Below are 24,193 nucleotides of genomic sequence, written 5' to 3' on the forward strand. Positions count from 1 at the left end.
GGTCACGGACGGGGAATCGGTTCCACGGGACGACCTCTTGCGCCACCGCAACCGCAATCCTACGGTGATACATAGGAATCAGACCGCAAGGGAGCCGTCATGAGCGGGGACGCAACAACCTCGGGCGCGGACGCGGCCGACGCGCGCGGGAACGCGCGGAAGACCGCCGAGGGCCTGGCCCATCTCTCCGGCTTCGGCAACGAACACGCGTCGGAAGCCGTCCCCGGCGCCCTGCCCGAGGGCCGCAACGCCCCGCAGCGCGCCCCCCTCGGCCTGTACGCGGAGCAGCTCAGCGGCTCGGCGTTCACGGAGCCCCGCGCCCACAACCGCCGCTCGTGGCTGTACCGGATCCGTCCGTCGGCCGCGCACCCGGCGTTCACGCACACCCACAACGGCCGGATCCGTACGGCCCCCTTCACCGAGTCGGTCCCGGACCCGAACCGGCTGCGCTGGGACCCGCTGCCGCAGCCCGCGGAGGGCACCGACTTCCTCGCCGGCCTGTGGACCCTCGGCGGCAACGGCGACGTCACCCAGCGCACCGGCATGGCCGTGCACCTCTACCACGCCACCGACTCGATGGACCGCGTCTTCAGCGACGCCGACGGTGAGCTGCTGATCGTCCCGGAGCGCGGCGGGCTGCTGCTGCGCACGGAGTTCGGGCTGCTGCATGTGGAGCCGGGAGATGTGGCGCTGATCCCTCGTGGGGTCCGCTTCCGTGTGGAGCTGCTTGACGCGTCGGCCCGGGGTTATGTGTGCGAGAACTACGGGGCGCCCTTCCAGCTCCCCGACCTCGGCCCGATCGGCGCCAACGGCCTGGCCAACGCCCGCGACTTCCGGGCCCCCGTCGCCGCCTACGAGGACGTCGAGAGGCCGGTGGAGGTGGTCAACAAGTTCTGCGGCAACCTCTGGACGGCGACCTACGACCACTCTCCGCTCGACGTGGTCGCCTGGCACGGCAACCATGTGCCGTACGTCTACGACCTGCGCCGTTTCAATGTCATCGGCAGCGTCTCCTACGACCACCCGGACCCGTCGATCTTCACCGTGCTGACCTCACCGTCGGACACCCCCGGGCTTGCCGGTGTCGACTTCGTGGTCTTCGCGCCGCGCTGGCTGGTCGGCGAGGACACCTTCCGGCCGCCGTACTTCCACCGGAACGTGATGAGCGAGTACATGGGCCTCATCGAGGGCGCCTACGACGCCAAGGCAGAGGGCTTCGTGCCCGGCGGCGGCTCGCTGCACAACATGATGTCGGCGCACGGGCCCGACCGGGAGACGTTCGACCGGGCGAGCGCGGCCGAGCTGAAGCCGCAGAAGGTGGACGACGGCCTGGCGTTCATGTTCGAGACGCGGTGGCCGGTGACGCTCACCGCGCACGCGGCCCGCGCGGACCACCTCCAGCCGCACTACGACGACGTGTGGCGGGGCCTGGAACGCCACTTCCGCCCGTTGCACTGACCGATCCGCGGAAGGTACGGATAGCCCGTGACCTCCTTCGCTCCGGACTCGATCGTCCTGAACCGCAAGCTGCCGCTCTGGTACCAGGTGTCGCAGTCCCTGCGCGCCTCGATACTCGGCCGCTCACCCCAGGACCCGCTCCGCCTACCCACCGAGGAACAGCTGGCGGCGCACTACGGCGTGAGCGTGCTGACGATGCGGCAGGCGCTCAAGGAGCTGGAGGACGAGGGGCTGATCACCCGGCACCGCCGCCGGGGCACCTTCATCGAGCCGGCCGCCCTGCGGGGCGCCCCGGTCCGGCTGCTCGGCTCGGTGGACGCGATCGTGGCCCAGCAGTCCGGTATGACGACGGAACTGCTGGAGCACGGCAGGTCGTCCGTGCCGACCGAACTCACCGAGTACTTCCCGAAGTTGGACGAGGTGGCGACGTACCACCGGCTGCGCAGCGACGAGAAGACCGGCGAGCCGACCAACCACGCCCGCAACTACGTCCGTCCCGAACTGGCGGCCCGCATCGACCCGTCCGACCTGCTGCGCTGGCCGATGACGAAGGTGCTCAAGGACGTCGTCGGTGCGGACATCAGCCGTATCACGGACACCGTGGAGGCGCGGCTGGCGGACCCGGAGACCGCCCGGCTGCTCCAGGTCCCGCTGCTCAGCCCGATCCTGCACTACACGGGGGTCACCTATGACACGGCCGGGCGGGTGCTGGACGCGGCGGTGATCCACTACCGGGGGGACCGGTTCTCCTTCACGGTGACCCTGGACGCCACATGAACGCACGGTCCGTGACAAGTCGTACGATGCCCAGCGTGACGCACGACGACGCTCCGCCGCTGGCGGACCTCATGCCGTGGTCCGTCGCACCGCCGCGGCTCGGCCGGGGGTGGCCGACGGGACCCGACGCGGCCTCCCTGAAAGCCCGCTGGGACGCCCTGCTGAAGGCCGAGGGCCCCGACCGGGAGGCCCTGTTCGAGCCCACGCGCTCGCGCACCCTGCGTTCGGCGGTGGGGCAGCTGCCGGGGCGGACGGGCGGCACGGAGAGGCTCGCGCGTGCTTCCGGTCCCTGCCCGGAGCCGGTACGGGTCCTGCACGCGCCCTTCGACGAGCAGTGGCTGATCCCGGACCACCGGCTGATCGACGCGGCCCGGCCGGAGTTGTGGCGGGTGGCCGACGACGACCAGGTGTTCGTGGTGGAGACGCCCGCGCATCCGCAGGGCGCCCTGCTGTTCGCGACCTCCGTGCTCCCCCTGCTCCGGCCCGGCCGGATCCGCCCGCTGTACCGGCGCCCCGGCGGCACGGAGCCCAACCTGGTCCCGGGCCTCCTGGAGCACCTGCGGACCCGGCTCGGGATCGCCGTGGAGCCCCTGGACGTCCTCGGCTGGATCCTGGCGGCGGTCCGTCCGGACCTCACCGTGCCGCTCAGCGACGATCCCGAACTCTGGTCCCGAGGCGTCGAGTCGGGCCGCCGCACGCTCTGGCTGATGCGGCGGCACGGCGACCGCCCGAAGCTTCCCGGAGGCCGCCGCCCGTACGTCCGCGCGCCGCTCCCCTCGCGCCCCCTGCTCCTGGACTACGACCGCGACGAGGAGGCCCTGCTGCTGGACGAGGGGCGCATCTCGCCGGTGCCGCCCGAGGCGTGGGACTTCGAGGTGGCCGGCGTCCGGGTCCTGGAGCAGTGGTTCACGGCCCGGGTCGCCGAGCCCGAACCCGGCACCCTGGCGGCGATCCGCCCGGCGACCTGGCCGCAGGCGTGGACGTCGGAACTCCTGGAGCTGATCGCCGCGCTGGCCCTGCTGGCGGAACTCCAGCCCCCGTGGGAGGAGTTGACGTCCCGGATCACGGCGGCCGACCTGCGCGGGGCGGGCGTGCTGCCGGTGCCGGAGTCGGCGCGCAGGCCGGCGTCGGTCCTGGACGGCCACGAGGAGGGGCCGGAGGGGCAGCTCGCGCTGATCTAACGCCGGCCCGGGTCGAAGGCGTCCAGCACCCGTTCCAGCGCCCGCACGAACACCGCCTCCAGATCGATCGGCCCGCTGTCCTCCGTGAAGGCCGCGGCCAGCCGCGGATAGGCGCCGGTGGCCACCTGACTGCCCAGGTAGGCGATGCGGACCGCGTTCTCCTCCTCCTCGGACCAGGGCATGGAACGGGTGCGCTCGGCGGTGGCGATCTCGTTCGCCGTGTACGTCGTGACGACGCCGTTGAGCAGCGCGACCAGCTCCATCTTCACGCCGTACGGAACGTCGAGCGGTTCGAGGCAGGCCAGGCAGTACTCCAGGTACCGCAGGGTGTTGGGGCTGAAGCCGTACACCCCCGACATCAGACGCGGCACCCAGGTGTGCCGGTGCATGATGGCGCGGGTCTCCTCCGCGTTGCGGATCATGTCGGCGCGCCAGTCGCCCGAGGGCTCGCGGATCTCGTGCTCGGCACCGATCGCGTCAATCATCAGCTCGTACAGGTCCTCCTTGCGGGGGACGTAGTTGTACAGCGACATCGTGCCGCAGCCCAGTTCGGCCGCGATGTGCCGCATGGACACGGCCTCCAGCCCCCCGGCGTCGGCGAGCCGCACCGCCGCGGCCGCGATGTCGGCCCGGCTGAACGCGGGCCTCGGACCACGCCCCGTCCGCTCAGGACGCGCCCAGATCACTTCGGGTACGGCCGCTCGGCCTGCCATCGATCATCACCTCGGCCACCATCCTAGTTACGTACATCGTACGTAGTGCGCTATGGTCACCCCATGACTTCTACGTACGCTGTACTTAGTGAAGGTCTGGAGAAGCGCTTCGGGGAGGTGCGCGCCCTGCGCGGGCTGGATCTCGCGGTCGCGCCGGGCACGGTCTGCGGCATCCTCGGCCCCAACGGCGCGGGCAAGACCACGGCCGTACGGCTGCTGACGACCCTGCTGCGGCCGGACGCCGGTTCCGCCAGGGTCGCCGGGCACGACCTCGTCCGGGAACCGGCGGCGGTACGCCGGGCCATCGCCGTGACCGGGCAGTCCGCGTCGGTCGACGGGGACCTCACCGGGCGGCAGAACCTCCGGCTGTTCGCCCGGCTGCACCGGGTGCGGGGGCCGGCCGAGCGGGCCACCGAGCTGCTCGACCGCTTCGGGCTGACCGACTCCGCCGACCGGCCCGCGTCCACCTACTCGGGCGGCATGCGTCGCCGCCTCGACCTGGCGGCTAGCCTGATCCGCCGCCCCGGGATCCTGTTCCTCGACGAGCCGACGACCGGGCTCGACCCGGCCAGCCGCAACCTGATCTGGGACGCCGTGCGCGATCTCACCGCGGACGGCACGACCGTGCTGCTGACCACGCAGTACCTGGAGGAGGCCGACCGGCTCGCCGACGACATCGCCCTGGTGGACAAGGGCCGGGTCGCGCACACGGGTTCGCCGTCCCAGCTGAAGGCGCTGATCGGGGCGCACGTCGAGATCGTCGTCGCGGACACGGACGTCCTGGTGAAGGCGGCCGGCGTGCTGGACCGACTCACCGGCGGGGAACCGTCGTTCGACCACGAGCGCAACTCGGTCGGCGCGGTCACCCGGGACACCACGCTCACCCTGCCCCGTCTGGTGCGCGAACTGGACGCGGCGGGCGTGCCGTTGCTCGACGCGAGCATCCGGCCGCCGACCCTCGACGACGTCTTCCTGCGACTCACCAAGGAGCATGCGGCATGAGCATGTTGGCCTACGACGGCACCGCGATGGTGGGCCGTCAGCTGCGGCGGGTCCGGAACAACCCGGGACTGCTGATCCTGACCCAGACCATGCCGATCACGATGCTGCTGTTCTTCGGCTACGTCTTCGGCAGCGCGCTGGCGATGCCGGGCGAGCAGTACCGGTCGTTCCTGGTGCCGGGTCTGCTGGTGGCGACGGCGGCGAACGGGATCATGACCGGGATGTTCCAGGCGGCCCAGGACGTCCACCGGGGCGTGACGGACCGGCTGCGCACGCTGCCGATCAGCCGGGCGGCCGTACCGCTGGGGCAGTCGGTCGCGGACGTGGCGGTGACAGCAGCCGGGATGGTGCCGTTCCTGCTGGTGGGGCTCGCGGTGGGCTGGCGCGTCGAGGGGTCCGCGCTCCAAGCGGCGGGCGCCGTCGGACTGTTGCTGCTGTTCCGGTTCGCGACCACCTGGATCGGCGTCTTCCTCGGCCTGCTCACCGGGAGCGAGGAGGCCGCCGGTCAGCTGGGCGGTGCGACGTTCATGCTGCCGCTGCTGTCCAACGCGTACATCCCGACCGAGAATCTGCCCGGCTGGCTGCGCACGCTCGCCGAATGGAATCCGATCAGCGCGGTGACCACGGCCCTGCGGGACCTGTTCGGGAACGCGCCCGTGCCGGAGGGCGCCGCCTGGCCGGTGGCCCATCCGGTAGCCGGGTCGCTGATGTGGTGCGCGGTGCTGCTCGCGGTCTTCGTACCGCTGGCCGTACGCCGGTACGGGCGCGGCGAGGGCTGATCACGCCGCCGGACTCAACGGACGCGCATGGCAAGGGTGTTACGGGTGGGGTGGGTGGTGCGGGGGACGTGCCCCGCACCCGGCGAGTTCACCTGGCGCCGCTGCATGCCGTGGGGATGACGGACGGGAGAGCAGCGGGACACCGGGATGGCCGGACCGCCGAGCGCGGGTCGGGAACGTCTGAGCCGTGGCCCCGGAGGGCCGTTGCGGCTCAGCGACCGCCGAACAGCGAACGGCGCAGTCGGCGCAGCGGCGCGAACAGCGAGACGCGACGAACGCGCGCTCCCCTGCTGTCGCCGCGCTCCTTGGTGGTGTCACGCGCGGTCAGCTCACGCATCAGCAATGTCGCCTCGGCCGCCTCCCGCTGCGGGACAGCAGGTCCCGACAGCACCGAGAGATGGCGGTCGAGGCGCGAACTGGTCGCGCTGCTCCCGCAGGTGATCGCAGGAACCCTCGCCCTGCGCACTGCTATCTGTTCCATGTCACTCCCCACCCGTACGAGTCCACCCGGCCCGGGCAGGTTAACCCTATCGCCCCGTCGGGGCACACGTGTATCGGCGTCACAGGATTCACCTTCCCCATAAGGGTGTTGACGACCCCTCTTTGATTACTCTCCGAATCCAACCGATTTCAGGGCGAGTTGGACAACCGGCTGAGTAGTGGGCTGCGCTGAGCCACCGTCGGGCTCGACCGTCACAGCGAGTGATGTTGCGGACTTGTCGAGTCCGGTCGCGACCAAGGGCGTGTCGGAGGCGAAGAGCCCCAGGGAGCGCGGTTGCTCGCCCGAGCGCATGAGCCACAGTTGGCGCACGCGGCCGCTCGGGGGCGCGCTGTACCCGCTCAGGGTGACGACCGCGCGCCCCTCCGATACGGAAGCGATCACTCCGATGATGCGGCCCTGTGCGTCCTGGCCACGGGTCGCGAGTGCGTCCGAGGCCTGCAGAACGTGGGCGATCTCACTGGCCTGGGCCTTCTGCGCGTCCAGTTCGTCCTGGGTGCGGTCGGCCTGGACGGCGAACAGGGAGGCGACGGCGAGCGCTGCGGCGGCGGTGGCCGTCGCGAAGGGCACGAACAGGGGCCGCCGCCGCTGCCTGGGCAGTGGCTGGGTGCCCCACACGTGGGCCGGCAACTGCGACTTGCGCGCGCGTCCCGGTCCCCGCTGCCGTGCTGGCCCCCGGTGCCGGTCGGGCTCGCGCTGCCGCACCGGCTCCCACTGCCGGTCCAACCCGTGGTGCGGGGCCGGATCCCGGAGCGAAAGGGGCTCCTGCGGAGTCGCGCGCACGGCGGCCAGCACCCGGTCGCGCATCGCGGGCGGCGCCGGGGCCGCCGCGGACCAGGCGAGCCGTACCGCGTCCTCGGACAGCGCCCGCACCTCGGCGGTACAGCTGTCGCAGCCTCCCAGATGCCGCTCGAAGCGGATCCGCTCGGCGGGTTCCAGCGCGTCGAGCGCGTAGGGAGCCGCCAGGGAATGGAGGTCCTCGCTGCGGAACCGGTCACTCAGGCTCATGCGACACCTCCCAGGCACTCGCGCAGCCGGGTCAGCCCGTCGCGCATCCGCGTCTTCACCGTACCCAGCGGCAAGGAGAGCCGCTCGGCCACTTCACGGTACGTGTAGCCGTCGTAGTAGGCGAGGGTGACGGACTGTCGCTGGAGTTCGGTGAGCCGCTCCAGGCACCTTCGCACCCACTCGCGTTCGAGGCCCGCCTCGACCTCCTCGGTCACATGGTCGAAGGCAGGGGGGTGGGCCCGGTTCGCCTCCCGCTGCTCGCGTTCGCCCGCCGCGCGGGCGCTGCGCACCCGGTCGACGGCGCGGCGGTGCGCGAGGGTGAGGATCCAGGACATCGCGCTGCCCTTGCGGGGGTCGAACCGCGCGGCGGACCGCCAGAGTTCGAGCAGCACTTCCTGTGACACCTCTTCGGACTGCGCCTGGTCGCGGACCACTCGGCGTACGAGCCCGAACACCGGCCCGGACACGAACCCGTAGAGCTCCTCGAACGCCCTCTGGTCCCCGCCCGCCACGAGCACCAGAAGCTCGTCAGCCTCCAACTCGTCGCCCCCTCCCGCAAAGCCGCACCTGGGCCGTCCCGCCCCACGTGGTATTCGCAACGAACACACCTCCGGATGGGGGTACGGATGAGAAGGCCGAAAGTGCGGGTCGAGCAGCAGAAAAGAAGTTTTGAGATTCGACCAATCCGGCCCGCCCACCGCTCCGAATCACCGACGTCAGGCAAGTTGGACTGAGGACGGACGGCATGACACCTATCTCCAGGAGCGGCTCGGGACGCGGAAGCATCGCGACCCTCATCTGTGGCGCGCTGGCCGCCGGGGGGCTCGTAGCCGCCGGTGTGGCCACGCTGGAACCCGGGGCGGCCTCCGCCTCCAGTCACCGGGAGGCCCCGCTGATCTCGGGCGACCCCCAGTACGACAACACGGACGTGTACGCGTTCGTCAGCCCGGACAAGCCCGACTCGACGACGATCGTCGCGAACTGGATCCCGTTCGAGGAGCCCGGGGGCGGGCCGAACTTCTACCAGTTCGCCGAGGACGCGCAGTACGACCTCCACATCGACAACAACGGTGACGGTCAGGGCGACCTGCTGTACCGCTTCACGTTCAAGACGCACGTCAAGAACAAGAAGTCGTTCCTGTACAACACCGGTGTGGTCGAGAGCCTCGACGACCCCGACCTGAACGTCACGCAGACGTACGACATCGACCTCGTCCGGCTGAAGTACGGGAAGGTCGAGTACAAGACGAAGGTCGCCGACGACATCCCGGTGGCGCCGTCGAACGTCGGCAAGGCGTCCATGCCGAACTACGAGAAGCTGCGCGACCAGGCGGTCTACAAGCTTCCCGGCGACTCGACGGCGTTCGCCGGCCAGGCAGACGACCCGTTCTTCGCGGACCTGCGCGTCTTCGACCTGCTGTACGGCGGGAACCTCAGCGAGGTCGGCAACGACACGCTCAAGGGCTACAACGTCAACTCGATCGCCCTGCAGGTCCCGACGGAGCTGATCGCCGAGTCGTCCCACCAGCCGGTCGTGGGCATCTGGTCGACGACCCAGCGCAAGAACGCGCAGGGCTACTACTCCCAGGTCTCGCGTCTCGGCAACCCGTTGGTCAACGAGGTCGTCAACCCGCTCAAGGACAAGGACAAGTTCAACGCGTCGCAGCCGTACTACGACGCGCAGTTCCTGAAGAACGTGACCAACCCCGAACTGCCGAAGCTCATCGAGGCGATCTACAAGATCCCCGCCCCGAAGGAGCCGCGCAACGACCTCGTCGACGTCTTCCTCAAGGGTGTGAAGGGGCTGAACCAGCCGCCTCACGTGCGTCCCGCGGAGGAGCTTCGACTCAACACGTCCATCAAGCCCACCGATTCTCCGAAGCGGCTCGGTGTGCTTGATGGCGACAACGCCGGGTTCCCGAACGGGCGCCGGCTCACCGACGACGTGATCGACGCCTCGCTGCAGGTCGTCGAAGGTGAGCTGGTCGGGTCCAAGAACGACCTCGGTGACGCGGTCGACAAGAACGACAAGGACTTCGAGAAGTCCTTCCCGTACGTGGCGCTGCCGACCGAGGGTTCCCGGGGGCCGCTGGCCAAGGGCACGAGCGGCGGCAACGACGTCCGCAACCAGCTCGGCGACGCGCTGTCCCCCGCCGGGTCCTCCGGTTCGGACAACATGACGCTGATCGCCGCGTCCGCGGGTGGCGGTGCGGCCGGTATCGCGCTCATCGGGGCGGCCCTCATGTGGTGGCGCCGGATGCGGGAGCGCGCCTACTAGGCCGACCCCTCCCCCTACTGGCGCGGCCCGCACAACATCGTCCCCCCACGGTGCGGGCCGCGCCGCGACACACGATCACGAACGAATCAGGAGAGGGCCATGTCCGGGTCTACGACCGACAGCGCAGCGGAGAGCGAACACGACGGGCCGCCGCAGACCGGGGCGCCCTCCGCTCGGGCCGACGAGGAGAAGGTCACCGCCGTGCGGCGCGTCTCCGAGGCCGGACGGCGGTGGCGGGCCGCTCAACTCGCCGGGTGCGCTGCTCTGTTGGCCGTGGCGTTGACCGGTGGGTCGATCGCCTTCGGGGCGCTGCGGGACGGCGGCACCGCCACCGTCGCCAGTTCGTCCTCGGCCGTCTCCCCCGGCCTCATGGCCGCCGGGAATCTCGACGCGAGCATCCGCGCGCTCCAGGCCCATCTCCGCAGCCAGCCCAAGGACTTCGGCGGCTGGGCCACCCTCGGGCTCGCCTACGTGGAGCAGGCGCGGACGAAGGGTGACCCCTCGCGGTATCCGCAGGCCGAGAAAGTACTGAAGAAGTCACTGAAGTTGTCGGCGGACAACGAGCAGGGACTCACCGGTCTCGCCGCGCTCGCCGCCGCCCGGCACGACTTCAAGGACGCCCTCGCCTACGCCGACCGGACCCTGAAACAGAACCCCTACAGCGAGCGGGCCCTCTCCTCCCGTATCGACGCCCTCGTCGAACTGGGCCGCTACGACGAGGCGTCCAAGGCGGCCGACCTCGCGGACGAACTGCGGCCCGGCATCCCGGTGTTCACCCGCTACGCCTACGTCCACGAGCTGCGCGGCGATGTCCGCACCGCCCGCAGCGCCCTGGAGCAGGCCCTGTCCAACGCGACCACGCCGGGCGACATCGCCTACGTGGCCGGCGCGCTGGGCCAACTCGCCTGGAACCAGGGCGACTACGCCACGGCGCTGACCGACTACGCCCGCGCCCTCGCCGCCGACGACACCTACCTCCCCGCCCTGGAAGGCAGGGCCCGCGCCCAGGCCGCGAGCGGGGACCGGGCCGCCGCGATCAAGGGCATGGAGAACGTCGTGGCCCGCTATCCGCTGCCCGGGCCGCTCGTCGAGCTCGGTGAGCTGTACGAGGACCGGGGCGCCGACGGCGACAAGGCGAAGGCCCAGGACCAGTACGCGCTGGTGGACGCCTGGATCGCCCTCGCCCGGGCCAACGGCGTCAACGCCGACCTCGACACCGCGCTCGCCGCGGCCGACCACGGCGACAAGGCCTCGGCCCTGCGCGCCGCCCGCGCCGAGTGGGCCCGCCGGCACACCGTGCACACCGCGGACGCGCTGGCCTGGGCCCTGCATGTGAACGGCCGTGACAAGGAGGCCCTGCCGTACACCCGGCAGGCCACCGCCACCGGTTATCGCAACGCCTCCTTCCTGTACCACCGCGGGATCATCGAACTCGCCGCGGGCGACCGGAAGGAAGGCCGGAGCCGTCTCGCCTCCGCCCTGAAGCTCAACCCCGGTTTCTCCCCCCTCGGCGCCCGTGAGGCCCGCAAGGCTCTCAAGGAGGCGTCCAAGTGAGGCCCCGCCGTCTGTTCGCGTCCGTCACGGCCGTCCTGACGGCGGCCTGCGCGCTCGCGCTGCTCCCTTCCGGCAGCGCGAGCGCGCACCCCCTCGGCAACTTCACCGTCAACCGCTACGACGGTCTCGTCGCCGCCCCCGGCGAACTCCGCGTCGACCATGTCGAGGACCTCGCCGAGATCCCGGCCACCCAGGCCAAGCCGGACATCGAGAAGCTCGGCATGACCGAGTGGGCCGCGCAGCGCTGCCGGAAGGCGGCCGAGGGCGGCAAGGTCACCGTCGACGGCCGTACCGTCGTCCTCACCGCCCGAAGCAGCCACGCGCGCGTACGTCCCGGTCAGGCCGGGCTCGACACCCTCCGCGTGGAGTGCCGGCTGACCGCCCCGCTGCCCCAGAGCGCCACCGTGACCCTCGGCTTCCACAGCGCGGGCACCGACTCCGGCCCCGGCTGGCGCGAGATCACCGCGCGCGGCGACCGGATGACGCTCGCGGGGTCGGACGTGCCCGCGAAGTCGGTCTCGAACGAACTCACCACGTATCCGACGGAGTTGCTCTCCTCCCCCGCCGACACCGTGACCGCCTCCCTGCGGGTGCGGCCCGGCGGCCCGGCGCTCACCGAAAAGCAGTCGGACGCACCGGCCGCCTCGGTCCTGCCGCGCGGCGCGGACCGCTGGACCCGTGCTCTGGACTCCCTGGTCGCCCGCCACGACCTCACCGTCGGTTTCGCCGCGCTCGCCCTGCTCATCGCCGTCGTCCTGGGCGCGATGCACGCGCTCGCCCCGGGCCACGGCAAGACGCTGATGGCCGCGGTGGCCGCGGCCCGCGGCGGCAAGGCCCGGATGAAGGACGTCCTGCCCCTGGCCGCCTCCGTGACGGTCACCCACACCCTGGGCGTGGTCGCCCTGGGCCTGCTGGTCACGGCCGGTTCGGCGGCGGCGCCCTCGGTGATCGCCTGGCTGGGCATCGCGAGCGGGGCGATGGTGACCGCGGCGGGCGTCACCCTGCTGCGACGGGCCTGGCGAAGCCGCGTCCACCAGCAGGGGGACGGCCCCGGGCACGGGCACACCCACGACCACGACCACCCGCACGGGCCGGACGGCCACACCCACCCGCACGCGGCCGACAAGCCCGAGGAACGGTCCCTGGTCCTGGTCGCCGCCCACACCGAGACCGCCCCGGCGACGGAGAAGGCCCACACGCACTCCCACACGTCCGGCCACAGTCACGATCAGGCTCACCGTCACGGGCACGACCACGGGCACACCCACGATCACCCGCACCCCCACGACCACTCGCACGCTCTCGAACACACCCACGGCGGCTTCACCCACACCCACGCCGTCGCCCCCACCGTCCGCGGCACGATCCTCCTCGGCTTCGCCGGCGGTCTCGTGCCCAGCCCCTCCGCCGTCGTGGTCCTCGTCGGTGCCGCCGCGCTGGGGCAGGCCTGGTTCGGCCTGCTGCTCGTCGTGGCGTACGGCGTCGGGCTCGCCCTCACTCTGACCGCCGCCGGATTCGTCGTCGTCAGGCTGGGTAGCGGAGTCACACGGGTGCTGGACCGGCGCCCCCGCCTGGCGTCGAGCCCGCTGACCGCGCTGGTGCGCAGGACGGCACCGCTGATGTCGGCGTTCGTCGTCGTGGCACTCGGGGCCGGGTTGGTGCTCAAGGGGGCGGCATCCGCACTCGGCTGAGCTACGTTTGTGGAGAAATCATGCGAAGTCGAGCGGAGTGCGAAGTGGGGGACGTCCGTGTCCGAAGATCCGGGCAGTGAACGAGTGATCGCGGGCCGCTACCGCCTCCTGTCCCCGCTCGGCGAGGGCGGCATGGGAACCGTGTGGCGCGCCCGTGACGAGGTGCTGCACCGCGAGGTCGCCGTCAAGGAGGTGCGCGCCCCGCACGGACTGGCGACGCACGAGGTCGAGCGGATGTACGCCCGCCTCGAACGCGAGGCGTGGGCGGCGGCGCGGGTGACGAACCGCAATGTGGTGACGGTGTACGACGTGGCCACCGAGGACGGCCGGCCATGGATCGTCATGGAACTGGTGCGCGGTGTCTCGCTCGCCGAACTCCTGGACGCCGAGGGCCCGTTGAGCCCGCAGCGGACCGCGCACATCGGCGCCGAGGTGCTCGCCGCCCTGCGGGCCGCGCACGAGGCCGGGGTGCTGCACCGGGACGTGAAGCCCGCCAACGTGCTCCTGTCGAACGACGGCCGCGTGGTGCTCACCGACTTCGGCATCGCCCAGGTCGAGGGCAGTTCGGCGCTGACGATGACCGGCGAGGTCATCGGCTCCCCCGAGTTCCTCGCCCCGGAGCGGGCGCTGGGCCGCACTCCGGGTCCGGAGTCCGACCTGTGGTCGCTGGGTGTGCTGCTCTACGCCGCCGTCGAGGGCAACTCCCCCTTCCGGCAGAACACCCCGCTGAGCACCCTGCGCGCGATCGTGGACGAGGAGCTGCCGCCGCCGTACCGGGCCGGTCCGCTCACCCCGGTCATCGAGGGGCTGCTGCGCAAGGATCCGGCGCAGCGGCTGCCTGCCGAGCGGGCCGAGCAGGAGCTGCGGATCATCGGGGCCGGAGGCACTCCGCGCGCGGACGCCGTACAGGCGGCGCCGTATCCCCCGACCGTCGCGGCGCCCTTCCCGCAGGAACCGGCGACGACCCCGTACCGGTCGGCGCCCACACCGGTCTCCACTCCCGCCACCACTTCCGCCAGGCCCCCGGAACGCAACCGTCGTGCGGGCTTCGTGCTGATCGCGGGTGCGGTGGCCCTCGCGCTGGCGATCGCGGGGCTGACGTACGCGCTGTTGAACAAGGACAACGGCGACGGGGACGGGGTGACCGCCAAGGACCCCAGCTCGTCGGTGAGTTCACCCGCGCAGACCGACACCGGCACAGAGGGGTCCAGCAAGGAGAACCCGCCCCCCAGTCAGCAGGAGAGCACCACGAGCGCGCCCCCGAAGCAGTCCGTGGACGTCTCGCTGGCGGGCTCGAACACCGGCTACTCCGGCAGCTGCCCCCCGGACAAGTCGGCGGCCCCCGGCTTCACGGCCACGCTGACGGTCGGCCGGCTCCCGGCGACGGTGACCTACCGCTGGGTGTCGAAGAACGGCTCGGTGAACGGCAGTTGGAAGACGCTCACGTTCCCGGAAGGTGGTGACAAGACGCAGCAGGACCGGCGGTTCGTCACCACGCAGGACGACAGCGGTACGTTCGAGGACGTCATCAGCGTGGAGGTCCGCGACCCGGTCCACGAGACGTCCAACTCGGTTCCGTTCTCGCTGACCTGTGTGAAGGAGACCCCGACCCCGACGGGCGAGGCCTCCCCCACCGAGTCCCCCTGAGGGGTCAGGCCGCGCTGTTCAGGACCGGAAGGTAGCCGCCGGACTGGCCGGCCGCGGTCGGGTGGTAGGACTGGCCGATGTTGAGCAGGTCGAGGCTGTGCAACCAGGCGCTGCCGGAGCAGAGTTCGTGCCCGGTGAAGGTGGGGCGGACATCGCCCCAGGCGAAACCGTGGTCCGCGGCGCGCTTGGCGGTCGCGGTGTCGAGGTAGTCGGCGGCGCCGTTGATCGCCTTCCGCTTGGTCTCGGAGAGGCCGAGGCAGGTGGCGCCGAGCTTGTAGAAGCGGGGGTAGCCGAGGACGACCACCCGGGCGTTGGGGGCCCGGCCGCTGATCGCCGAGTAGACGGCGTCCAGTCGGCCCGGCAGCGTCGAGTCGACGTACGCCTTCGCGGTGTTGATCCGGGCCAGGCAGGAGCTGTCGGACTGGAGCACACAGGTCGTCATGACGTCGGCGAAGCCCGCGTCGTTGCCCCCGATACTGATCGAGACGAGGGCGGTCGCGGAACTGAGGGGCGTCAGCTGGTTCGCCAGAACGTCACCCGTACGAGCGCCCGAGCACGCCGTGAAAGCGAACGACGAGGGTGAGTTGGCGGCGGCCCAGAGGTAGGGGTAGGCCTTCGTGCTTCGTTTGCAGTCGCCGCTTGAACTGATGTAGCTGCCTGCGCCGACACCCGAGGAATAGGAGTCGCCCAGGGCCACATACGGGCCTTCGGCGGCGTGGGCGGTGCCTGTCCCGGTGAGGACGGCGGCGAGGGCGAGGAGGAGCGAGCCGACGTAAGCGGCAAATCGGGAACGTCTCATGGAACCTCCCTTTAGCAGGATCTCTGCCACATCCGTCGTAGCAAGCACGCGAATCGACGGGAAGTGTCCATGCCAAAATCGTCAATGATTTCGTGGACATGGCAGGTTTGTCGACGCCGCCTCAACTCCCTTGTTCTACGCCCGTAGACGACCCAGTCTTTACCTCGGTCCGGAGCGGAACGCGACGCTCCCAGCCGTGTGCGCGAACACGTGCACACCTGCGTGGCAACACGTTCCGGTTCGCCGCGATCACCGGTCTGGCAACCGCCGCCCTCATGGGCGGGCTCACCGCCCTGCCCGCCGAGGCCACCCCGGCACACACCGCCTGAACGGCCTTTCCCCGGAGGCGCCTTGTACCTCCGGGGAACACTCATGTCCAAGTCCGTACCTGTGCGTCTTGACGGCCCCCACCACCCTGAGCGACATTGAAGCCCGGCATCCGGCGCTTTCTGGGGGGAAACGTCGCCCATGCACCTCACACGTATCAGGACATCTCCGAGAGAATCGGGCAGAGACCTCACACCGTTGCTCGCGGGCGCCGCGACCACGGCGGGGGGACTGGGCGCGCTGCTCGCCCTCACCGGCTCGGGCTCACCACTGCGCGCACCGCTCGTGCTGTTCTTCCTGCTCGCGGCGCCCGCCGTCGGCATCGCCGCCGCGCTGCGCGGCCTCGATCCGTTCGCCCGGACACTGACCGCGCTGGCCGGCTCGGTGGTCCTCAACATGCTCGTCGCCCAGGGCATGCTGGCCACCCACCGCTGGTCGGCGCGCGGCGGTGTCGTGGCCATGGCCGTGATCAGCTCTCTCATCCTGCTGCTGGTGCTGGTCCTGCGGCGCCGTACGGCGAAGGGCCGGAACCTCTGACATGGACCTCGACGTGTACCGACCCGGCGAGCTGAGTGCCGCCGACCGGGCGGCATGGACGGCCCTGCAGTCCAAGGCCCATCTCCAGGGCTCACCCGGGCTGGCGAACCCGTTCCTGTCCCCCGAGTTCGCGCTGGCGGTGGGCCGGTACAGACGGGGCGTGCGGATCGCGGTGGTACGGGAGCGGGGCGAGCCCGCCGCGTTCTTCCCGTTCCAGCGCACCGCCGCCGGCGTCGGCCGGGCCGTGGGGCTCGGCATCTCGGACGCCCAGGGTCTGGTGCACCGGCCCGGATTCACCTGGGACGCACGGGAGTTGCTGCGGGCCTGCGGGCTCGCCGTGTGGGAGTTCGACCATCTGGTGCAGGAGCAGGGGCCGTTCGAGACGGGCGCCTCCCGCGGCTTCGCCTCACCCGTACTGGACGTGGACCAGGGCTACGAGACGTATCTGGCCCAACTGCGCAAGCGTTCACCGAAGTTCACCCGCACCACCCTCGCCAAGGAGCGCAGACTGCACCGCGCCGCGAGCGAGGTGCGCTACGTCCACGACGAGCGCGATCCGGCCGTTCTGCGCACGTTGATGGGCTGGAAGTCCGCCCAGTACCGCAGGACCGGCCGCAGCGACCGCTTCGCGCACGAGTGGATCTCCGGGATCGTGCGGCAGTTGTTCCACACCCGCTCCGAGTCGTTCGCCGGGATCCTGTCGGTGCTGTACGCCGACGGGAAGCCGGTCGCCGCCCACTTCGGGCTGCGCACCGAGCGCGTGCTGGCCTGCTGGTTCCCTGCGTACGACCCGGAGTACGCGACGTACTCGCCGGGCCTGATCCTGCATCTGCGCATGGCCGAGGCGGCCGCCGCCGACGGCATCGCGTACCTCGATCTGGGTCGGGGCCACAAGGAGTACAAGGACTCCCTGAAGACACGGGAACTGACCGTGTCGGAGGGGTGGGTGACCCGTCGGCACCCGGTCGCGGCAGTACACCGCGTCCGCCGGGTGCCGGTACGGGCACTGCGCAACGCCGTGGTGACGCGGCCGGAGCTGTTCGAACCCGCCGACAGACTGCTGAAGAAGGTGGGAAAGATCCGCACGGTCCCGTCTGTAACGGTCAAACCAACAAAAACGTGAGGCCTCGTTCCAGGTCTTGCCATAGGGGTCCAATCGTCAATACCGTCATACATCACACCCGCTTCGTCCCGTCATCGAGCGGCTCTAGGGGAGGGCTCAAGAACCGCGACGGGGGACGCGGGGCGCGGTAGGGGGGTGCCGTGCTCGGTGGCCGTACAGGTGACCGAGTCGTGCCGCGCGACCGGCTGTCGTTTTCTTGAAACAGGCACAGCACGACGGTGGTCGGCCAGCTTTGCCAGCTCACCCAGCGGGTACGGAGATTCCTTCCGGCATGCCCTGAGTGAGAACCCCCCTTTCGAACCGGAGTTAAAAGCCGGACCGCCCAGGGGCGGGCGGTCCACCGGACGAGAGGGAACCAGACTCATGAGTTCAGTTCTGCGCCCGGCGACTACGGGCCAGGATGCGCCAGTAGTCGACCGGTACCGACCGATCTCCACTCACCTGGCCATAGCGCCACCGGTGAGCGTGGTCATACCCGCCATGAACGAGGCGGAGAACCTTCCGTACGTCTTCAAGACCCTGCCGGACTGGATCCACGAAGTGGTTCTCGTGGACGGCAACTCCACCGACGACACCGTCGCGGTGGCCCGCGGGCTGTGGCCCGAGGTGAAGGTCGTGAAGCAGCACGGCAAGGGCAAGGGGGACGCGCTGATCACCGGGTTCGAAGCCTGCACCGGTGACATCGTCGTCATGATCGACGCGGACGGCTCGGCCGACGGCAACGAGATCGTCTCCTATGTCTCCGCCCTCGTCTCGGGCGCGGACTTCGCCAAGGGGTCGCGCTTCGCCAACGGCGGCGGCACCGACGACATGACCTTCATCCGCAAGCTCGGCAACTGGGCGCTGTGCACCATCGTCAACCGCAAGTTCGGCGCCCGCTACACGGATCTCTGCTATGGGTACAACGCGTTCTGGCGGCACTGCCTCGACAAGATCGACCTCGACTGCACGGGCTTCGAGGTGGAGACCCTGATGAACATCCGGGTGGTCAAGGCCGGGCTCAAGGTGCAGGAGATCCCCAGCTACGAGTACCTCCGCATCCACGGCGCCAGCAACCTGCGGGCGGTCCGGGACGGGTTCCGGGTGCTCAACGTGATCCTCGGGGAGCGGTCCAACCGGCGTGCGCTGCGCCGTCGTATCCACCACTCGCCGATGCTCGGCCCGGGCCGGGGAGAGGTGTCTTGAGCGATCCCGACATCTCCGTCGTGATCTGCGTGTACACCGAGGACCGCTGGGAGGACATCCTCGCGGCGGTCGCCTCGGTGCGGACGCAGTCGTACACGGCCCTGGAGACGCTGCTGGTCGTCGACCACAATCCGGCGCTGCTGGATCGACTGACCAAGGAGTACAAGGAAGTCGGGGAGGTCCGCGTGTTCGCCAACGCGGGCCCCCGTGGCCTGTCCGCGGGCCGCAACACCGGGATCGCCGCCTCGCGCGGCGAGGTGATCGCCTTCCTCGACGACGACGCCGTCGCCGAGCGCGACTGGCTGCGCCACTTCGCGGCGGCCTACACCGACCCGCGGGTCATGGCGGTGGGCGGCCGTACGGTGCCGATCTGGGCGTCGGGCCGCCGGCCGGCCTGGTTCCCGGAGGAGTTCGACTGGGTGGTCGGCTGCACCTACAAGGGCATCCCGCCCGGCCGGGTACGGGTGCGCAACGTCCTCGGCGGCAACGCCTCCTTCCGTCGCGGTGCCTTCGACGCGGCCGGCGGCTTCGCCACCGGCATCGGACGGGACGGCGACAAGCGGCCGCTGGGCTGCGAGGAGACGGAGCTGTGCATCCGGCTGAGCCGGGCCAGACCGGACGCGGTCCTGCTGATCGACGACCGGGCGGTGATCCACCACCGGGTGCCCGAGGTACGCGAGCACTTCGGCTACTTCCGTACCCGCGCGTACGCCGAGGGTCTGTCGAAGGCGCTGGTGGCCCGAAGTGTCGGCGCGGACAAGGGACTTGAGTCCGAACGCCGTTACACCACCCGGGTACTGCCGTCCGGGGTGGTGCGCGGGCTGCGGGACGCCGCGCTGTTCCGGCCGGGAGGCGCGGGCCGGGCGGGCGCGATCGTCGCCGGGGTGCTGACCGCGGCCGGCGGGTATGTCGTCGGCAGCGTCCGGGCGCGGCGGGGAGGAGCAACGTTCTCGGTCGCGGAGATCGAGGGGGGAACGCATGCCTGAGCCGCCCGTACCGATCCTCATGTACCACGCGGTCGCCACCGACCCGAACGACGCCACCCGCGTGCTGTCGGTCTCCCCGGAGGGCTTCGCCCAACAGATGGAGGTCATCGGCGAGTTGGGTCTCACCCCGGTCAGGACGGCGGACCTCGCGGCCCGTTGGCGCGACGGCCGCCCGCTGCCCGAGCGGCCCGTCCTGATCACCTTCGACGACGGCTACGAGGGCGTGCACCGCCACGCGCTGCCCGTGCTCGCCAAGCACGGCTTCCCGGCCACGGTGTTCGTCTCCACCGGCTGGATCCGGGGTGCCCACGACACCGGCGGCGGCCTGGACACCATGCTGGACTGGGACCAGGTGCGGGAACTCGCCGCGGCGGGCGTGGAGATCGGCGGCCACACCCACACGCACCCCGAGCTCGACCAGCTCGACGACACCGCGCTGCGCCACGAGCTGATCCACTCCAAGGAGATCGTCACCGACGAACTCGGCACCTTACCGGTCTCGTTCGCCTATCCCTACGGCTACTCCAGCCGCCGGGTGCGTGAAGTGGTGCGCGAGACCGGGTACGGCCAGGCGCTCGCCGTGAACAACGGCCTGGCACGCCGGCGCCAGGGGCCGTATGCGCTCACCCGCCTCACCGTGCGCCGTAGCACCTCGGCCGAGGAGTTCGAGCGGCTCGTCCAGGGGCGTGCGATCGCCCGGGACTTCGCCAGGGACCGTGCCCTCACCAAGGGGTACGCGTTGGTCCGAAGAGCACGACAGGTCCGCCGGAAGGTCTCCCGTTCCCGTGTCTGACACGACGACCACGACCGAGCCCGAGTCGACCGCGGCGAAGGCGCCCGAGCAGTCGGGGCGCCGTCTTCGGCTGCCCGGACTGGGCAGGGGCGCCGGCGGCGGCAACCAGCTGTTCCGTAACGCCTACGCCCTGATGCTCAACACCGGTATCTCCGCGGTGCTCGGCCTCGGCTTCTGGCTGGCGGCCGCCCGCTACTACTCCGAGTCCGCGGTCGGCCAGGGCTCCGCCGCGATCGCCGCGATGAAGTTCCTCGCGGGCCTGACCGCCGTCGCCCTGACCGGGGCGCTGGCCCGCTTCATCCCGGTGGCGGGCCGCGCCACGGGGCGGCTCATCTTCCGTACGTACGCGGGCAGTTCGCTGGTCGTGGCGGTGGCCGCGGTCGCCTTCCTGCTGACGCTCGACGTGTGGGGGCCGTCGTACCGCTTCCTGCACGGGCCCCTCAACGGCCTCGGGTTCATCGCGGCCGTCGTCGCCTGGAACGTGCTCACGCTCCAGGACGGGGTGCTGACCGGGCTGCGCAACGCGCCCTGGGTGCCGGTCGGCAACACCGTGTTCTCCGCGGTGAAGCTGGGACTGCTGGTCGCCTTCGCGGTGGCGATCCCCACGGCCGGAGTCTTCGTGTCCTGGGTCGCGGCCATCGCGATGTCCGTACTGCCGCTGGGCTGGCTGGTGTTCCGCCGCCTGGTGCCCCGGCATGTGAAGGCCACCGAGGACCGCACCGAGCCGCCGTCCCTCAGGGAGATCGGACGCTTCCTCGCCGGCGACTACACAGGCTCGCTGTTCTCGCTCGCCGTGGTCTACCTGATCCCGGTGATCATCGCCTCGCAGGTCAGCTCCGAGGACAACGCGTACTTCTACATCACCACGACGATAGGCGGCACCTGCAACCTGCTCGCCATCAACATGGGCGCCTCCCTGACCGTCGAGGGCTCGCACGACCCGGGGCGGCTGGCCGCCAACACCCGTGCCGCGCTCAAGCGGATGGCCCGGATCATGCTGCCGGTCGCCTCCGTCCTGTTCTTCGGGGCGCCCTGGATCCTCGGCGTGTTCGGCGAGGGCTACGCGGACGCGGCCACCCCGCTGCTGCGCTGGTTCGCGGTGGGCGCGGTGCTCAGGGTCGTCATGGAGACCTACTTCGCGATGCTGCGCGCGCAGAGCCGCACCGCCGGACTCGCCTGGATGCAGGGCCTGTTGTGCGCGCTGGTGCTGAGCCTGACCCTGCTGCTCCTGCCCCGTATGGGGCTGACCGGAGCGGGCGTCGCCGAGATCTCCTCGCTCGCGGTGATCGTCGCGATCTCCGCGCCCAAGCTGTACCGGACGATCCGGCAGGCACCGGCCGCCGAGATCCCCGAGGGCGCCGCTCCCGACGGTGACCTCGCCGACCTCGGGGCACGCGAGGTCACGGCCGACGGCCGCACCCGCCGCCCCGGCTGGGCGCTCGACCAGGACACCCTCGCGCTTGGCATCCACGTCGACTTCGACCACCAGGAACGCCGCCCCGACGTACGCCCGGGCCCCGGCACCCCGCCCACCGGCACGCCCGTGGACCGGCCGGCGCGCGACCGGCCGACCTGGGCCCTGAGCAAACTCCCCGACCTCGGACTGCCCGTGGAGAACCGGGAGCCCGGCTCCGAGTCCTCCCTCGGACCGTCCGAGACCGAGGTGGACGCACCGTTCGAGAAGACATTCGACGCGGGCAGGGAAGCCGTACCGGGAGAGGAACCCGAGGTACTGGAAGAGGCGGCCGTCCCCATGGAGGCGGCGGAGTCCGCGCAGCCGCCGACATCGCTCCCGCCGCTCTCGTGGCGGGAACGGCTGCGGCCCACCCGGAGCGGAGTCGTCCTCGGCTGTCTGCTGGTCGCCGCGCTCCTGCTGTACTGGGTGCCCGCGGCCCGCCTGGGCGAGTCCGACCTGGACCGGATGGGCGGGCTCGGGCTGATCTCGGTCCTGCCGCCCGCGACCCTGCTCGGAGCGGCCCTGCTGGTCGCGGTGTTCGCCTCGCTGCTGTGGCTGGGCCGCGAGCACAAGGCACTGCTGCTGGTCACGCTGGTGGCGACGGTGGTCTCCCTGCACGCGCTGCCCGCGGTGATCGAGGCGGAGCCCCGGTTCGCGACGGCCTGGCAGCACCTCGGGTTCATCGACTACATCGACCGGACCGGTTCCGCGGTGCCCGACCTGGACGCGCGCTGGAGCTGGCCGGGCTTCTTCGCGGTGGCCGCCTTCGTCGCGAAGGCCTGCGGCGTCACGGACTTCACCGAGGTGATCCGCTGGTGGCCGACCGCGATCCAACTCGCCTACCTGGTACCGATGTTCCTGCTCGTACGGCACATGCGGGCGAGCTGGCGGGCCAAGTGGACCGGCATCTGGATCTTCGTGCTCAGCGGCTGGGTGGGCCAGGACTACTTCTCCCCGCAGGGCTTCACCTATCTGCTGTACCTGGTGTTCGTGGCCGTCCTGCTCGTCTGGTTCCGGGCACCCCGCGTGATCTGGACGAAGAGGCGCCCCGGCGAGGCGGAGGTCGAACCGACGGACCGCCGCCAACGGGCCGTGCTGCTCGCGGTGTTGATCGGCCTGTTCGCGGCGAGCGTGCCGGCCCACCAGCTCACCCCGTTCATGATGCTCGGTGTGCTGGCGGCGCTCGTGGTCTTCCGCCGCAGCGAACTGCGGGGCCTGCCCGTGCTGTTCGCAGTGATGGTGACCGCCTGGATCTGCTACATGGCGGAGCCGTACTGGTCGGGTCACTTCGACGACCTGTTCGGCGGGGTCGGCGGGGTCGGCGGCAATGTGTCCTCGTCGGTCTCCGGCCGTATCGAGGGCGGCAGTTCGACCCACAAGCTGGTCCTGTACGTACGCGTCCTGCTGGCCGGCGGTGTCATGGCGCTCGCCTGCTACGGCTGGTGGCGGCGGCGCGACCACAAGTACCGGGAAGCCGCGCTGCTCGTCCTCACCTTCGTCCCGTTCCTCGGCTTCGGCATGCAGTCGTACGGCGGCGAGATGGCGCTGCGCGTCTTCATGTTCGCCCTGCCGGGTGCCGGTCTGCTCGCGGCGCTGGCGCTGTTCCCGCGTACCGGTGTCACCGCGAAGGAGCGTGAGCGGGACCGGGTGAGCCTCGCTCCGGTGGCCGCGTTCATGGCGGGTCTGCTGCTCATCGGGGGCTTCCTGGTGGCCCGTTGGGGCAACGAGCCGTTCGAGCGGATCCAGCCCGGCGAGGTCGCCGCGATGGACTACGTCTACGCCCACGACGACCCGACGGTCCGGGTGCTGTGGCTGTCCAACGACACGGTGAACAACGTGACGCCGGCGATGCCGTGGGGCGCGAAGGACATGGAGAAGGTGTCGTACGTGCCGACGCTTGCGCCGCCCGACCCGGTGCTGGTGTCGAGCCTGGTCAAGGCGCTGAAGGACGCGGGCCCGAACTCGTATCTGATGGTCAACGTCGGTCAGGTCACGTATCTGCGGCTGGACGTGGGCTATTCGCGGACCTGGGAGCCGCGGCTCATCGAGAACCTCGACAACCGCAAGGAGCTCAAGCGGGTCGTCAGCAACGACGACGTGACCATGTACGCGCTGCGGGACCAGCCCGCGGGCAGGATCCCGCAGCCCGACCCCGGGCCGATCGGGCCGCAGGTGACCTGGACGTCCTGGTCGGTGGTGGGTGCGCTGGCCGCCTTGGCGCTGATCCTGCTGCTGTCGGCACGTGAGGTGGTCCGGGTCGCGGTGCGGCCGAGTGTGCGCCAGTTGCGATGGCTGCAGAGCAGCTTCTGGTTCTCGCTGCCGCTGCTCGCGGTGTTTCTGGCGGCGCTGGTCCAGCGGTTCCTGACGATGAAGTAGGCGCGCTGCCCGAAAGAGGTCAAG

At 70.9% G+C, this 24,193-nt stretch carries 20 protein-coding genes; 15 read left to right on the forward strand and 5 right to left on the reverse strand.

The features are described from left to right. Positions 1 to 99 precede the first annotated feature (99 nt). Genes hmgA through ACZ48Z_RS02355 form a run of 3 tightly spaced genes read left to right on the forward strand, consistent with a single transcriptional unit; the run spans position 100 to position 3,416 of the window. The gene (gene hmgA / locus ACZ48Z_RS02345) at positions 100 to 1,458 is read left to right on the forward strand and encodes a homogentisate 1,2-dioxygenase (RefSeq protein ID WP_468733896.1); all 1,359 of its coding nucleotides are present in this window, start codon (positions 100 to 102) and stop codon (positions 1,456 to 1,458) included. Positions 1,459 to 1,485: 27 nt separating this feature from the next. After that, entirely contained in the window at positions 1,486 to 2,235 is a 750-nt protein-coding gene (locus ACZ48Z_RS02350; RefSeq protein ID WP_468733897.1) for a GntR family transcriptional regulator, read from the forward strand. Positions 2,236 to 2,261: 26 nt separating this feature from the next. Beyond that, complete coding sequence (locus ACZ48Z_RS02355) at positions 2,262 to 3,416, forward strand: type ISP restriction/modification enzyme (RefSeq protein ID WP_468733997.1); 1,155 nt, start codon at positions 2,262 to 2,264, stop codon at positions 3,414 to 3,416. On the opposite strand, the gene ACZ48Z_RS02360 is transcribed toward ACZ48Z_RS02355, so the two are convergent. After that, positions 3,413 to 4,129 (reverse strand): TetR/AcrR family transcriptional regulator, encoded by a 717-nt coding sequence (locus tag ACZ48Z_RS02360; protein WP_468733898.1) that lies wholly within the window; start codon positions 4,127 to 4,129, stop codon positions 3,413 to 3,415. The genes ACZ48Z_RS02355 and ACZ48Z_RS02360 overlap by 4 nt on opposite strands. A 63-nt stretch (positions 4,130 to 4,192) precedes the next feature. Here ACZ48Z_RS02360 and ACZ48Z_RS02365 point away from each other — a divergent pair, with 63 nt between their 5' ends. Together ACZ48Z_RS02365 and ACZ48Z_RS02370 are read left to right on the forward strand one after the other, a co-directional pair. Beyond that, entirely contained in the window at positions 4,193 to 5,131 is a 939-nt protein-coding gene (locus tag ACZ48Z_RS02365; RefSeq protein WP_468733899.1) for an ATP-binding cassette domain-containing protein, read from the forward strand. After that, positions 5,128 to 5,910: an ABC transporter permease gene (locus tag ACZ48Z_RS02370; RefSeq protein WP_468733900.1), complete on the forward strand. Its 783-nt coding sequence runs from the start codon at positions 5,128 to 5,130 to the stop codon at positions 5,908 to 5,910. Before ACZ48Z_RS02365 ends, ACZ48Z_RS02370 begins: the two co-directional genes overlap by 4 nt. A 211-nt stretch (positions 5,911 to 6,121) precedes the next feature. Here ACZ48Z_RS02370 and ACZ48Z_RS02375 read toward each other — a convergent pair whose 3' ends face one another. The 3 genes from ACZ48Z_RS02375 to ACZ48Z_RS02385 all read right to left on the reverse strand — a co-directional run bounded on the left by ACZ48Z_RS02375 (position 6,122) and on the right by ACZ48Z_RS02385 (position 7,956). Beyond that, positions 6,122 to 6,391 carry a hypothetical protein gene (locus ACZ48Z_RS02375; RefSeq protein ID WP_389098399.1) on the reverse strand — a complete coding sequence of 90 codons (270 nt, stop codon included), beginning with the start codon at positions 6,389 to 6,391 and terminating at the stop codon, positions 6,122 to 6,124. Between the two features lie 126 nt (positions 6,392 to 6,517). Beyond that, positions 6,518 to 7,417 carry an anti-sigma factor gene (locus ACZ48Z_RS02380; RefSeq protein WP_468733901.1) on the reverse strand — a complete coding sequence of 300 codons (900 nt, stop codon included), beginning with the start codon at positions 7,415 to 7,417 and terminating at the stop codon, positions 6,518 to 6,520. Continuing rightward, positions 7,414 to 7,956 carry a sigma-70 family RNA polymerase sigma factor gene (locus tag ACZ48Z_RS02385; protein ID WP_389098395.1) on the reverse strand — a complete coding sequence of 181 codons (543 nt, stop codon included), beginning with the start codon at positions 7,954 to 7,956 and terminating at the stop codon, positions 7,414 to 7,416. The genes ACZ48Z_RS02380 and ACZ48Z_RS02385 overlap by 4 nt, the downstream gene beginning before the upstream one ends. A gap of 206 nt (positions 7,957 to 8,162) precedes the next feature. On the opposite strand from ACZ48Z_RS02385, the gene ACZ48Z_RS02390 reads away from it, so the two are divergent. From ACZ48Z_RS02390 to ACZ48Z_RS02405, 4 genes are all read left to right on the forward strand, one after another. Further along, positions 8,163 to 9,695 (forward strand): DUF4331 domain-containing protein, encoded by a 1,533-nt coding sequence (locus tag ACZ48Z_RS02390; RefSeq protein WP_468733902.1) that lies wholly within the window; start codon positions 8,163 to 8,165, stop codon positions 9,693 to 9,695. 99 nt (positions 9,696 to 9,794) lie between these two features. Continuing rightward, positions 9,795 to 11,249, forward strand: coding sequence for a tetratricopeptide repeat protein (locus ACZ48Z_RS02395; protein ID WP_468733903.1), 1,455 nt, complete (start codon positions 9,795 to 9,797; stop codon positions 11,247 to 11,249). Next, the gene (locus tag ACZ48Z_RS02400; protein ID WP_468733904.1) at positions 11,246 to 12,940 is read left to right on the forward strand and encodes an urease accessory protein UreH domain-containing protein; all 1,695 of its coding nucleotides are present in this window, start codon (positions 11,246 to 11,248) and stop codon (positions 12,938 to 12,940) included. The genes ACZ48Z_RS02395 and ACZ48Z_RS02400 overlap by 4 nt, the downstream gene beginning before the upstream one ends. 57 nt (positions 12,941 to 12,997) lie before the next feature. Further along, on the forward strand, positions 12,998 to 14,587 hold the full coding sequence (locus ACZ48Z_RS02405; RefSeq protein ID WP_468733905.1) for a protein kinase domain-containing protein: 1,590 nt from the start codon (positions 12,998 to 13,000) through the stop codon (positions 14,585 to 14,587). Positions 14,588 to 14,591: 4 nt separating this feature from the next. Here ACZ48Z_RS02405 and ACZ48Z_RS02410 read toward each other — a convergent pair whose 3' ends face one another. Beyond that, the gene (locus ACZ48Z_RS02410; RefSeq protein WP_468733906.1) at positions 14,592 to 15,386 is read right to left on the reverse strand and encodes an SGNH/GDSL hydrolase family protein; all 795 of its coding nucleotides are present in this window, start codon (positions 15,384 to 15,386) and stop codon (positions 14,592 to 14,594) included. 468 nt (positions 15,387 to 15,854) lie between these two features. On the opposite strand from ACZ48Z_RS02410, the gene ACZ48Z_RS02415 reads away from it, so the two are divergent. From ACZ48Z_RS02415 to ACZ48Z_RS02440, 6 genes are all read left to right on the forward strand, one after another. Further along, on the forward strand, positions 15,855 to 16,250 hold the full coding sequence (locus tag ACZ48Z_RS02415; protein WP_468733907.1) for a hypothetical protein: 396 nt from the start codon (positions 15,855 to 15,857) through the stop codon (positions 16,248 to 16,250). A 1-nt stretch (position 16,251) separates the two neighbouring features. Beyond that, on the forward strand, positions 16,252 to 17,373 hold the full coding sequence (locus tag ACZ48Z_RS02420) for a GNAT family N-acetyltransferase (protein ID WP_468733908.1): 1,122 nt from the start codon (positions 16,252 to 16,254) through the stop codon (positions 17,371 to 17,373). Between the two features lie 363 nt (positions 17,374 to 17,736). Next, entirely contained in the window at positions 17,737 to 18,558 is an 822-nt protein-coding gene (locus tag ACZ48Z_RS02425) for a glycosyltransferase family 2 protein (protein ID WP_468733909.1), read from the forward strand. Then, the gene (locus ACZ48Z_RS02430) at positions 18,555 to 19,544 is read left to right on the forward strand and encodes a glycosyltransferase family 2 protein (protein WP_468733910.1); all 990 of its coding nucleotides are present in this window, start codon (positions 18,555 to 18,557) and stop codon (positions 19,542 to 19,544) included. The genes ACZ48Z_RS02425 and ACZ48Z_RS02430 overlap by 4 nt, the downstream gene beginning before the upstream one ends. Next, positions 19,537 to 20,337 carry a polysaccharide deacetylase family protein gene (locus tag ACZ48Z_RS02435; protein WP_468733911.1) on the forward strand — a complete coding sequence of 267 codons (801 nt, stop codon included), beginning with the start codon at positions 19,537 to 19,539 and terminating at the stop codon, positions 20,335 to 20,337. The genes ACZ48Z_RS02430 and ACZ48Z_RS02435 overlap by 8 nt, the downstream gene beginning before the upstream one ends. Beyond that, positions 20,330 to 24,169: a lipopolysaccharide biosynthesis protein gene (locus tag ACZ48Z_RS02440; RefSeq protein ID WP_468733912.1), complete on the forward strand. Its 3,840-nt coding sequence runs from the start codon at positions 20,330 to 20,332 to the stop codon at positions 24,167 to 24,169. The genes ACZ48Z_RS02435 and ACZ48Z_RS02440 overlap by 8 nt, the downstream gene beginning before the upstream one ends. The last annotated feature ends 24 nt before the right edge of the window (positions 24,170 to 24,193 follow it).

It is taken from the genome of Streptomyces sp. NPDC031225 (assembly GCF_055570355.1).

Coding starts and splice junctions, on each gene's coding strand:
- hmgA (WP_468733896.1), top strand. CDS start 100: ATGAGCGGGGACGCAACAACCTCGGGCGCGGACGCGGCCGACGCGCGC.
- ACZ48Z_RS02355 (WP_468733997.1), top strand. CDS start 2,262: ATGCCCAGCGTGACGCACGACGACGCTCCGCCGCTGGCGGACCTCATG.
- ACZ48Z_RS02360 (WP_468733898.1), bottom strand. CDS start 4,129: ATGGCAGGCCGAGCGGCCGTACCCGAAGTGATCTGGGCGCGTCCTGAG.
- ACZ48Z_RS02365 (WP_468733899.1), top strand. CDS start 4,193: ATGACTTCTACGTACGCTGTACTTAGTGAAGGTCTGGAGAAGCGCTTC.
- ACZ48Z_RS02370 (WP_468733900.1), top strand. CDS start 5,128: ATGAGCATGTTGGCCTACGACGGCACCGCGATGGTGGGCCGTCAGCTG.
- ACZ48Z_RS02375 (WP_389098399.1), bottom strand. CDS start 6,391: ATGGAACAGATAGCAGTGCGCAGGGCGAGGGTTCCTGCGATCACCTGC.
- ACZ48Z_RS02380 (WP_468733901.1), bottom strand. CDS start 7,417: ATGAGCCTGAGTGACCGGTTCCGCAGCGAGGACCTCCATTCCCTGGCG.
- ACZ48Z_RS02390 (WP_468733902.1), top strand. CDS start 8,163: ATGACACCTATCTCCAGGAGCGGCTCGGGACGCGGAAGCATCGCGACC.
- ACZ48Z_RS02395 (WP_468733903.1), top strand. CDS start 9,795: ATGTCCGGGTCTACGACCGACAGCGCAGCGGAGAGCGAACACGACGGG.
- ACZ48Z_RS02410 (WP_468733906.1), bottom strand. CDS start 15,386: ATGAGACGTTCCCGATTTGCCGCTTACGTCGGCTCGCTCCTCCTCGCC.
- ACZ48Z_RS02415 (WP_468733907.1), top strand. CDS start 15,855: ATGCACCTCACACGTATCAGGACATCTCCGAGAGAATCGGGCAGAGAC.
- ACZ48Z_RS02420 (WP_468733908.1), top strand. CDS start 16,252: ATGGACCTCGACGTGTACCGACCCGGCGAGCTGAGTGCCGCCGACCGG.
- ACZ48Z_RS02425 (WP_468733909.1), top strand. CDS start 17,737: ATGAGTTCAGTTCTGCGCCCGGCGACTACGGGCCAGGATGCGCCAGTA.
- ACZ48Z_RS02435 (WP_468733911.1), top strand. CDS start 19,537: ATGCCTGAGCCGCCCGTACCGATCCTCATGTACCACGCGGTCGCCACC.